Source organism: Streptomyces sp. NPDC029296, from assembly GCF_055569255.1.
Genome location: NZ_JBVHXT010000059.1, coordinates 34,389 through 44,918, shown reverse-complemented (window position 1 = coordinate 44,918; position 10,530 = coordinate 34,389). Strand labels below are relative to the sequence as shown.

Annotated in this window: 7 protein-coding genes; 3 read left to right on the top strand and 4 right to left on the bottom strand. The window is 73.6% G+C overall.

The window, feature by feature from the left end:
- Positions 1–151 precede the first annotated feature (151 nt).
- Both ACZ4W9_RS36545 and ACZ4W9_RS36540 read right to left on the bottom strand, forming a co-directional pair.
- Positions 152–1,540 carry a M16 family metallopeptidase gene (locus ACZ4W9_RS36545; RefSeq protein ID WP_467943172.1) on the bottom strand — a complete coding sequence of 463 codons (1,389 nt, stop codon included), beginning with the start codon at positions 1,538–1,540 and terminating at the stop codon, positions 152–154.
- Positions 1,537–2,940: a M16 family metallopeptidase gene (locus ACZ4W9_RS36540; protein WP_467943169.1), complete on the bottom strand. Its 1,404-nt coding sequence runs from the start codon at positions 2,938–2,940 to the stop codon at positions 1,537–1,539. Before ACZ4W9_RS36540 ends, ACZ4W9_RS36545 begins: the two co-directional genes overlap by 4 nt.
- A gap of 317 nt (positions 2,941–3,257) precedes the next feature.
- On the opposite strand from ACZ4W9_RS36540, the gene ACZ4W9_RS36535 reads away from it, so the two are divergent.
- Positions 3,258–5,714: a DNA gyrase/topoisomerase IV subunit A gene (locus ACZ4W9_RS36535; protein WP_467943167.1), complete on the top strand. Its 2,457-nt coding sequence runs from the start codon at positions 3,258–3,260 to the stop codon at positions 5,712–5,714.
- A gap of 38 nt (positions 5,715–5,752) precedes the next feature.
- Here the strand turns inward: ACZ4W9_RS36535 and ACZ4W9_RS36530 are convergent, their stop codons facing one another.
- A complete protein-coding gene (locus ACZ4W9_RS36530; RefSeq protein WP_467943164.1) occupies positions 5,753–6,832 on the bottom strand; it encodes a CobW family GTP-binding protein in 1,080 nt (359 codons plus the stop codon).
- A gap of 130 nt (positions 6,833–6,962) precedes the next feature.
- Complete coding sequence (locus tag ACZ4W9_RS36525; RefSeq protein ID WP_467943161.1) at positions 6,963–8,129, bottom strand: citrate synthase/methylcitrate synthase; 1,167 nt, start codon at positions 8,127–8,129, stop codon at positions 6,963–6,965.
- Positions 8,130–8,242: 113 nt separating this feature from the next.
- On the opposite strand from ACZ4W9_RS36525, the gene ACZ4W9_RS36520 reads away from it, so the two are divergent.
- The gene (locus ACZ4W9_RS36520) at positions 8,243–9,499 is read left to right on the top strand and encodes a citrate/2-methylcitrate synthase (protein ID WP_467943159.1); all 1,257 of its coding nucleotides are present in this window, start codon (positions 8,243–8,245) and stop codon (positions 9,497–9,499) included.
- 53 nt (positions 9,500–9,552) lie between these two features.
- Positions 9,553–10,494, top strand: a complete 942-nt coding sequence (locus tag ACZ4W9_RS36515) for a sucrase ferredoxin (RefSeq protein WP_467943156.1) — start codon at positions 9,553–9,555, stop codon at positions 10,492–10,494.
- Positions 10,495–10,530: the final 36 nt, after the last annotated feature.

The window sequence follows — 10,530 nt, the reverse complement described above, 5'->3', positions numbered from 1 at the left end:
GTTTCGAACGCGAGGGCCGCGACCGCCCGCCGGGCCGTCCCTCCGCCCGGCCGGGGGGGGGGGGGGGGCCGCCCCCCCCCCCCCCCCCCCCCCCCCCCCCCCCCCCCCCCCCCCCCCCCACGCGCGTGCGCCGGTCGGGCCGGCCGTGTCGCTACTCGGCCGACACCACGCTCACCGGGCCGATGCCGAGCGCCTCGACCGGTGCCTTGATCTGGGCGGCGTCACCGACGAGGACGGTCACCAGGCGGTCCACCGGGAAGGCGTTCACGACGGCCGCGGTGGCCTCCACCGTGCCCGTGGCGGCCAGCCGCCGGTACAGCGTCGCCTGGAAGTCGTCGGGCAGGTGCTGCTCGACCTGGTCGGCCAGCGTGCCCGCGACGGCCGCCGCGGTCTCGTACTTCAGCGGCGCCACGCCGACGAGGTTCTGCACGGCGACGTCCCGCTCGGCGTCGGTCAGGCCCTCCGCCGCGACCGTGCGCAGCACCTTCCACAGGTCGTCCAGCGCCGGGCCGGTGTTCGGCGTGTCCACGGAGCCGCTGATGGCGAGCATCGCCGCGCCCGTGCCGTCCGGCGCGGACCTGAGGACCTGCCCGAAGGAGCGCACGCCGTAGGTGTAGCCCTTCTCCTCGCGCAGGACGCGGTCCAGGCGGGAGGTCAGGGTGCCGCCGAGGCAGTACGTGCCGAGCACCTGGGCGGGCCACACCCGGTCGTGCCGGTCGGGGCCGATCCGGCCGATGAGCAGCTGCGTCTGCACGGCGCCGGGCCGGTCCACGATCACCACGCGCCCGGTGTCGTCGGCGGTCACCGGCGGCACCGGACGGGGCTCGCCGGGGGTGCCGGTCCAGGCGCCCAGGGTGTCGGCGAGCAGCGCGTCCAGGTCGGTGCCGGTCAGGTCCCCGACGACGACCAGGGTGGCGGTGGCGGGCCGCACATGGCGGTCGTAGAAGGCGCGCACGGCCGCGGCGTCGATCTTCTCGACGGTCTCCTCGGTGCCCTGGCGCGGCCGGGACATGCGCGAGGTCGCCGGGAACAGCTCCTTGGAGAGTTCCTTGGCGGCCCGGCGGGAGGGGTTGGCCAGCTCGTGCGGGATCTCGTCCAGGCGGTTGCGGACCAGGCGCTCGACCTCGCCCGGGGCGAAGGCGGGGGCGCGCAGCGCGTCGGCGAGCAGGCCGAGGCCCTTGGCCAGGCGGGAGGCGGGGACCTCCAGGCCGAGCCGGACGCCGGGGTGGTCGGCGTGCGCGTCCAGGGTGGCGCCCGCACGCTCCAGTTCGGCGGCGAACTCCTCGGCGGAGTGCTTGTCGGTGCCCTCGGAGAAGGCCCGCGCCATGATCGTGGCGACGCCGTCCAGGCCGGCCGGCTCGGCGTCCAGCGGCGCGTCCAGCAGCACCTCGACGGCGACGACCTGCTGGCCGGGGCGGTGGCAGCGCAGCACGGTCAGGCCGTTGTCGAGCGCGGTGCGCTCGGGGGCCGGGAACGCCCAGGGCCTGGCCTCGCCGGGCTGCGGCCGGGGGTGGAACTCCATGGTGGCGAGCTCGGTCACTTGGCCGTCTCCTCGTTCTCGGTCTCGTCGCGGCCCGCCTCTACGGTCGCTTCCTGCTCCGGGTCCCCGGGGACCTCGGCGTCCGGGGCGGCCTCCGGGGACTTCGGTTCGTAGACCAGGACCGCGCGGTTGTCGGGCCGCAGGCGGGCCGCCGCGACCTCCCGGACCTCCTCCGGAGTGACCTCCAGGACGCGCTTGACGGCGGTCAGGGCGAGCTGTGGGTCACCGAACAGGACGGCGAACCGGCACAGTTCGTCGGCGCGGCCGGCGACCGTGCCGAGCCGGTCCAGCCACTCGCGCTCCAGCTGGGCCTGGGCGCGCTCCATCTCCTCGGCGGTGGGGCCCTCCTCGGCGAACCGGGCCAGCTCCTCGTCGATGGCGGCCTCGATCACCGGCACCTCGACGTCACCGGAGGTCTTCACGTCCAGCCAGCCCATGGAGGGCGCGCCGGCCAGGCGCAGCAGGCCGAAGCCGGCGGCGACGGCCGTACGGTCGCGGCGCACCAGGCGGTTGTACAGGCGGGAGGACTCGCCGCCGCCGAGGATGGTCAGGGCGAGGTCGGCCGCGTCGCACGCGCGCGTGCCGTCGTGCGGGAGCCGGTAGGCGGCCATCAGCGCGCGCGCCGGGACCTCCTCCACGAGGACCTCGCGCTTCTGCTCGCCGATGACGTCCGGCAGGGAGCCGTCGCGGGGCGCGGGCTTGCCGTCGTGGGAGGCGATGGAGCCGAAGTACTTCTCGATCCAGGCGAGGGTCTGCTCGGGGTCGATGTCGCCGACCACGGACAGCACCGCGTTGTTCGGCGCGTAGTAGGTGCGGAAGAACCGGCGGGCGTCCTCCAGGGTGGCCGCGTCCAGGTCCGCCATCGAGCCGATCGGCGTGTGGTGGTACGGGTGGCCCTCCGGGTACGAGAGGGCGGTCAGCTTCTCGAACGCGGTGCCGTAGGGGACGTTGTCGTAGCGCTGGCGGCGCTCGTTCTTGACGACGTCCCGCTGGTTCTCCATGGACTCCTCGTCCAGGGCGGCCAGCAGCGAGCCCATGCGGTCCGCCTCCAGCCAGAGGGCCAGCTCCAGCTGGTGGGCGGGCATGGTCTCGAAGTAGTTGGTGCGCTCGAAGCTGGTGGTGCCGTTCAGCGAGCCGCCGGCGCCCTGCACCAGCTCGAAGTGGCCATTGCCCTCGACCTGTGCGGAGCCCTGGAACATCAGGTGCTCGAAAAGGTGAGCCAGGCCGGTACGCCCCTTGACTTCGTGGCGGGAGCCGACGTCGTACCAGAGGCAGACCGCCGCCACCGGGGTCAGGTGGTCCTCGGAGAGCACCACGCGCAGACCGTTGGCCAGGCGGTGCTCGGTCGCTGTCAGGCCCCCGGAGCCTGCCTCGGCTGTGGTCGTGTGACCCATGGGCATGTACGTCCCTTCGCGAGCGGAGGCGGTTGATGGAAACCGCGGTTTTGCTGCCGTTCCTGCCACTGTATGCAAAGCGTGCGGGGCCTTCGCGAAGTTCCCGCGCACGTACGCCGACAGCGGATCGCGTACCCTGCGTCGGACCCCCTCCCGGACGGTTCTCCGGTGCCAGGGGCGGGCCGCTCCCCGGTGCCGCCCGGACCGGGTCGCGGCACGGGTTGTCAGTGCCTCGGTCCACAATGGTCCGCGTCAGATCCGTCAAACGCTTCAGCAAGAGCGCCCCGTAGGCGAGCGACCAGATCAGAAGGAGCCAGGCAGCGATGGCCCGCCGCAGCACGAAGACCCCGCCGCCCGACGATTCGTTCGAGGAGAGAATCCTCGACATCGACGTCGTGGACGAGATGCGTGGCTCCTACCTCGAGTACGCGTACTCGGTCATCTACTCGCGCGCCCTGCCGGACGCCCGTGACGGCCTGAAACCGGTGCACCGCCGGATCGTCTACCAGATGAACGAGATGGGCCTGCGCCCCGAACGCGGCTATGTGAAGTGCGCGCGCGTCGTCGGCGAGGTCATGGGCAAGCTGCACCCGCACGGCGACGCGTCGATCTACGACGCCCTGGTGCGCATGGCGCAGCCCTTCTCCATGCGCGTCCCGCTCGTCGACGGCCACGGCAACTTCGGTTCGCTGGGCAACGACGACCCGCCGGCCGCCATGCGGTACACCGAGTGCCGGATGGCCGAGGCGACGGGCCTGATGACGGAGTCGATCGACGAGGACACGGTCGACTTCGCACCGAACTACGACGGCCAGGAGCAGGAGCCGGTGGCCCTGCCCGCCGCCTTCCCGAACCTGCTGGTCAACGGCGCCTCGGGCATCGCGGTCGGCATGGCGACGAACATGCCGCCGCACAACCTGCGCGAGGTCATCGCCGCCGCCCGCCATCTGATCCGGCACCCGAACGCCGACCTGGACGCGCTGATGAAGCACGTTCCGGGCCCCGACCTGCCCACCGGCGGCCGGATCGTCGGCCTGGACGGCATCCGGGACGCGTACGCGACCGGCCGCGGCACCTTCAAGATCCGCGCGACGGTCTCCATCGAGGACGTCACCGCCCGCCGCAAGGGCCTGGTGGTCACGGAGCTGCCGTTCACGGTCGGCCCCGAGAAGGTCATCGCGAAGATCAAGGACCTGGTCAACGCGAAGAAGGTCCAGGGCATCGCCGACGTCAAGGACCTCACCGACCGCGAGCACGGCCTGCGCCTGGTCGTCGAGATCAAGAACGGCTTCGTGCCGGAGGCGATCCTGGAGCAGCTGTACAAGCTGACGCCGATGGAGGAGTCCTTCGGCATCAACAACGTCGCCCTGGTCGACGGCCAGCCGCTCACCCTGGGGCTGAAGGAGCTGCTGGAGGTCTATCTGGACCACCGTTTCGACGTGGTCCGGCGGCGCAGCGAGTTCCGCCGCGGCAAGAAGCGCGACCGGCTGCACCTGGTCGAGGGCCTGCTGACCGCGCTCGTCGACATCGACGAGGTCATCCGGATCATCCGGTCCAGCGACAACTCCGCGCAGGCCAAGGAGCGCCTGATCGAGCGCTTCTCGCTGAGCGAGGTGCAGACGCAGTACATCCTGGACACGCCGCTGCGCCGGCTCACCAGGTACGACCGGATCGAGCTGGAGGCGGAGAAGGACAAGCTCACCGCGGAGATCGAGGAGCTGACCCGGATCCTGGAGTCCGACGCGGAGCTGCGCAAGCTGGTCTCGGCGGAACTGGCGGCCGTGGCGAAGAAGTTCGGCACCGACCGCCGCACGGTCCTGCTGGAGTCCGCGGCCGCCCCGGTCGCCGTGCCGCTGCAGGTGGCCGACGACCCGTGCCGGGTGCTGCTGTCCTCCACGGGGCTGCTGGCCCGTACGGCGACCGACGCGCCGCTTCCGCGGGCGGCGGGCGGCAAGCGGGTCAAGCACGACGTGATCGTCTCGTCGGTGCGGACGACCGCGCGCGGGGTGATCGGGGCGGTGACCTCGGCGGGCCGGCTGTTGCGGATCAACGTCGTCGACCTGCCGCAGCTGCCCGAGCCGGTGTCCGCGCCGAACCTCTCCGGCGGGGCGCCGCTGGCGGAATTCGTCTCCCTGGAGGACGACGAGACGGTGGTCTGCCTGTCCACGCTGGACGAGTCGTCGCCGGGGCTGGCGCTCGGCACCGAGCAGGGTGTCGTCAAGCGGGTGGTGCCCGACTATCCGTCCAGCAAGGACGAGTTGGAGGTCATCACGCTCAAGGAGGGCGACCGGATCGTCGGCGCGGTGGAGCTGCGCACCGGCGAGGAGGACCTGGTCTTCATCACAGACGACGCGCAGTTGCTGCGCTTCCAGGCCTCCATCGTCCGTCCGCAGGGCCGCCCGGCGGGCGGCATGGCGGGCATCAAGCTCACCGAGGGCGCGAAGGTGATCTCGTTCACGGCCATCGACCCGGCCGCCGACGCGGTGGTGTTCACGGTGGCGGGCTCGCGCGGCACGCTGGACGACTCGGTGCAGACGACGGCCAAGCTGACCCCGTTCGACCAGTACCCGCGCAAGGGCCGGGCCACGGGCGGAGTGCGCTGCCAGCGGTTCCTGAAGGGCGAGGACTGCCTCTCGGTGGCCTGGGCGGGCCCGGCGCCTGCCCGGGCGGCGCAGAAGAACGGCACCCCGGCCGACCTGCCGGAGCCGGACCCGCGCCGCGACGGCTCGGGCACGTCGCTGCCGAAGACGGTGGCGGTGGTGGCGGGACCGGTGCTCTAGGCGGTCCGCGGGGGCCCGGCGGGGCGGTCCGGGCGGGGCTAGAGGGGCGGCTCCGCGAGGTCGGCTTCCGGCTCGTCCGGGTCCGGTCCCTGTACGTAGCGCAGGACGCCCCACATGCCGTGCTCGTCGGCCTGCGGGGCGTCGTTCGCGCAGGCCTCCAGTTCCTTGCGGAGGGGTGCCGCGTCGATGCCGGCGCCGATCAGCACGAGCTGGGTGAGCCGGTCGTCGCCGGGCGCCCAGGGCTCCGGGTAGAAGCGCAGGAACCGGCCGACGGCGTGCACGGAGTATCGGTTGACCGTGTCGTACGGCCCGAAGTCGACGTATCCCTTGATCCGGTACAGCCCCTCGGGCCGGCTGTCCAGGAACCGCATGAGCCGCCGGGGCTCCAGGGGGGCGGCGGAGGTGTAGGACAGGCTGTCGTAGCCGGTGTGCAGGTGTCCGGCCCCGCCCGGGTCGCCGTGGTCGTGCAGGTCGTCGAAGGACAGCTGGCCGACGCGCTCCTCGGTGGGCCGGCAGTCGAAGAGGAACTCGGGGTCGATCCGGCCGTAGGTGGCGGGCACGACGGCCGCGCGGTCGGTGAGCGAGCGGACGAGTCCGAGGATCCGGTCGGCGTCGTCGGCGCGGTCGAGTTTGTTGACGACGACCAGGTCGGCGAGGGCGAGGTGCCGGTCGATCTCGGGGTGCTTGGCGCGCGTGTCGTCGAACTCGGCGGCGTCGACCACCTCGACCAGGCCGCCGTAGACGATGCCGGGGTGCTCGCTGGCGAGGACCATGCGCACGAGTTCCCGGGGTTCGGCGAGTCCGCTGGCCTCGATGACGATGACGTCGATGCCGGCGGCGGGCGCGGCGAGCCGGTCCAGGTACAGGTCGAGTTCCCCGGCGTCGACGGCGCAGCACAGGCAGCCGTTGCCGAGCGAGACGGTCGAGTCGCCGAGGGCGCCGGCGACGGCCATGGCGTCGATCTCGATGGCGCCGAAGTCGTTGACGACGGCCCCGATGCGGCTGCCTCCGCTGCGGTGCAGCAGGTGGTTGAGGAGCGTGGTCTTCCCGGAGCCCAGGAAACCGGCGAGCACGACGACCGGGATCTGCCGCGGACCTCCGCCGCTTCCGCTTCCCATGCTGTTCCCCAACGGGCGACCTCTCAGACGTAGCAGCGCGCACCGGCTCGCGCCCTGGGCGCGGACGGACTCGGACGGTCCAGGATACGAGTGGGGGGAGACGCCCTGTGGGTGACGGCCGGCTCGCGCGTCATCCGGCCGTGGGCACCGCCGCGCCCGGCTCCGGGCCCACGTAGCGCGCCACCGGGCGGATGATCTTCGGGTCGGCGGCCTGCTCCAGGATGTTGGCGCTCCAGCCCACCACCCGCGCCGCCGCGAAGGTGGGGGTGAACATCTCCCGGGGCAGACCGCACAGTTCCATGACCACGCCGGCGTAGAACTCGACGTTCGTGTGGAGTTCGCGGCCCGGCTTCAGCTCGGCGAGGATCGCCTCCACCCGGCGCTCGACCTCGGTCGCGAAGCGCACCCGCGGGCCGCCGAAGCCGATCGCGATCTCGCGCAGCATCCGCGAGCGGGGGTCCTCCGTGCGGTAGACGGCGTGCCCGAATCCCATGATCCGGTCGCCGGCGAGGACCCGCTCGCGGATCCAGGGGTCGATCCGGTCGGGGGTGCCGATCGCGTCCAGTGTGTCCAGGGCGCGGCTGGGCGCGCCTCCGTGCAGGGGGCCGGACAGGGCGCCGACGGCTCCGGTCAGGCAGGCCGCCACGTCGGCGCCGGTGGAGGCGATGACGCGCGCGGTGAAGGTTGACGCGTTGAATCCGTGGTCAATGGTTGAGATCAGGTATTGCTCGACCGCACGGGCCCGGCGCGGATCCGGTTCCGAACCGGTCAGCATGTACAGGTAGTTGGCCGCGTACGGGAGGTCTTCGCGCGGTTCCACCGGGTCGAGGCCCCGGCCGAGCCGGTACAGCGCGGTGAGCAGGGTGGGGACGGCCGCGCAGGCGGCCACGGTCTCGGCGCGCCGGCGGTCGGCGTCGGTGTCGTAGACCGGCCGGAAGCCGTGCGCGGCGCCGAGCAGGGAGAGGGCCGTGCGCAGTCCGGCCAGCGGTCCGGAGTGCCTTGCGGCCTCCGCGAGGGCGGGCAGGGCCGCCCGGACGTCGTCGGGCAGGCGTCGCAGCGCGGCGGTCTCGGCGGCGAAATCCGGACCGCGCCGCGCGTCGGGCAGCGTGCCGTGGACCAGGAGGTGCCAGACGTCCTCGAAGCCGCGGGTGCGGGCCAGGTCGACGGCCGAGTACTGGCGGTAGTGGTAGAAGCCCTCCCTGCCGCGGACGTCACCGATCTCGGTCTCGGCGACGACGACGCCCGCGAGGCCGCGCGGGGCGTCGAGGGGCGGGGTGGCTGCACTGTTGACGGTCATGGTCTTCCTCCCTGGACTTGATCCGACTGTCCATCCTTGACTAATTCTCTGTCAATATTGATTGAATCAATATATGCCGATCAAGATGTGCGGCGGCCGCTACGGTGGCCCTCATGCGCGATCACGACACCGCTCCCCACCGCCCCGGGCGCCGGCTGACCACCAAGGAGACCGCCGAACTGCTCGGAGTGAAGCCCGAGACGGTCTACGCGTACGTGAGCCGCGGCCTGCTCAGCAGCAGGCGCGAGCCCGGCGGCCGGGCCAGCACCTTCGAGGCCGGGGAGGTCGAGGCGCTCGCCCGCCGCAACCGGCGCGAGGCCGCCGGCGGCCCGGGCACCGGCGGCGACCTGTCCGTCCGCACCCGCATCACGCTGATCGAGCGGGACCGGTACTACTTCCGCGGTGTCGACGCCGTCGAGCTGGCCGCCCGTCACCCCTACGAAGAGGTCGCGGAGTGGCTGTGGACCGGCCGGCCCGCCCCGGGAGCGGCGTTCACCGCGCCCCCGGCCACCGTCGAGGTCGCCCGGCGCGCGGTGGACGCCCTGTCCGAGCACGCCTCCCCGATCGACCGGCTGCGGGTGGCGGCGATCGCCGCGGCGGCCGAGGACCCACTGCGCTTCGACCTGTCCGAGGAGGCCGTGCTGCACACGGCGCGCACCCTCATTCCCACCCTCGTCGCCGCGCTGCCGCCGGCCCGGTACGACCACGGGGACGACGGCCCGCTGGCCCACCGCCTGTGGGGCCGGCTGACCGGCCGCCCGGCCGACGAGGCCTCCCTGCGCGTCCTGGACACCGCGCTGGCCCTGCTGGCCGACCACGACCTGGCCGCGTCCACGCTCGCGGTCCGGGTCGCCGCCTCGGCCCGGGCGCACGCGTACGCGGCCGTCTCCGCCGGGCTCGGCGTGCTGGAGGGCCCGCTGCACGGCGCGGCCAGCGGCCTGGCCCACCGGATGCTGCTGGACGTGCTCGACCAGGGCACGGCCGTCCCGGTGATCGCCGAGGAGCTGCGCGCGGGCCGCCGCGTCCCCGGCCTCGGCCACCGGCTGTACACCGGCGAGGACCCCCGCGCGCGGGCGCTCTTCGCCCTGCTGGAGCAGGTCCCGCGCGCGGAGCCCGCGCTGCTCGCGGCCCGGGACGTGGTCGCCACCGCCGCCCGGCACACCCCGCTGCACGCGAACGTCGACCTGGCCCTCGCGGTGTTCACCGCCTCCAGCGGCATGCCCGCCGCGGCTGGCGAGACGATCTTCGCCGTGGCCCGGACCGCGGGCTGGATCGCCCACGCCCTGGAGGAGTACGGCGAGCGGCCGCTGCGCATGCGCCCCAGCGGCCACTACGTCGGTCCGCGCCCGCCCCGGACCCTCCCGGAGTAGGACACGGCGGGGCCGGAAGTCGCCGCGGGGCAAGTCAGGTTAGGCTCACCTCTGTGAGTAGGTGTGCGACCGTCTCCCGCAGCCTGGACGAGCCGGTGACCGGTACGGCCGCCACGGCGACGACGTGGCTGCTGCTGGAACAGCCCGGCCCGTGGGGCGCCAAGGCCCTCACGTCCAGCCATCTCGACCCCGTGCTGGGCCGGGCGCTGGAGGCCGCCGCCGACGGAACCGGCGTGCGTGTCGCGCTGATCCGCCGCCCCGGGCGCCACGCCGACCCCGGCCCGCCCCCGGTGCGGCAGGTGTACGCCGCGCACACCGTTCCCGGGCGCCTGTGGCTGCACGGTGCCACCACCCGCGATCCGCGGCGCCTGCTCGACCTGGACTTCGCCGCCCTCGGGGCGGGCGACCACCGTTCCTTCGGCGCGGCGCTCGGCGGCCGGCCCCACCGGGGCGACCCGCTGGCGCTGGTGTGCACCAACGGCAAGCGCGACCGCTGCTGCGCCCTCCTGGGCCGCCCCCTGGCCACCGAGCTGGCCGCGTCGGGGGTGCGCGGCGTCTGGGAAGTCACCCATCTGGGTGGACATCGGTTCGCGCCCACGGTGCTCGTCCTGCCGTACGGCTACGCCTACGGCCGCGCCGGGGCCCACACCGTCAAGGAGGCCCTGCACGGCGCCCGGGAGGGGCGCGTGCTGGTCGAGGGGTGCCGGGGGTGCTCCGCGTGGGGGCGGCCCGGCCAGGCGGCGGAGCTGGCCGTGCGGACGGCGGCGGACGAGTACCGGGCGGGTGTGCTGAGCGTCGTACGGACCGCCGGCGCGGCGCCGCGCTGGGAGGTCACCGTCGCCCACTCCGACGGCCGCCGCTGGCGGGTCGCCGTGGCGCAGGGCGCGGCACTGCCGCCCCGCCCGGAGAGCTGTGGCGCGGCGGTGCTCGGCACACCCGCGCGGATGGACGTGGTCGAAGTGCGCGAGCTGAGGCCGACGGCTCTGGCGAGCTGACCCGGCGGCGAGGCGCCGCGAACCTTGATCAATGAT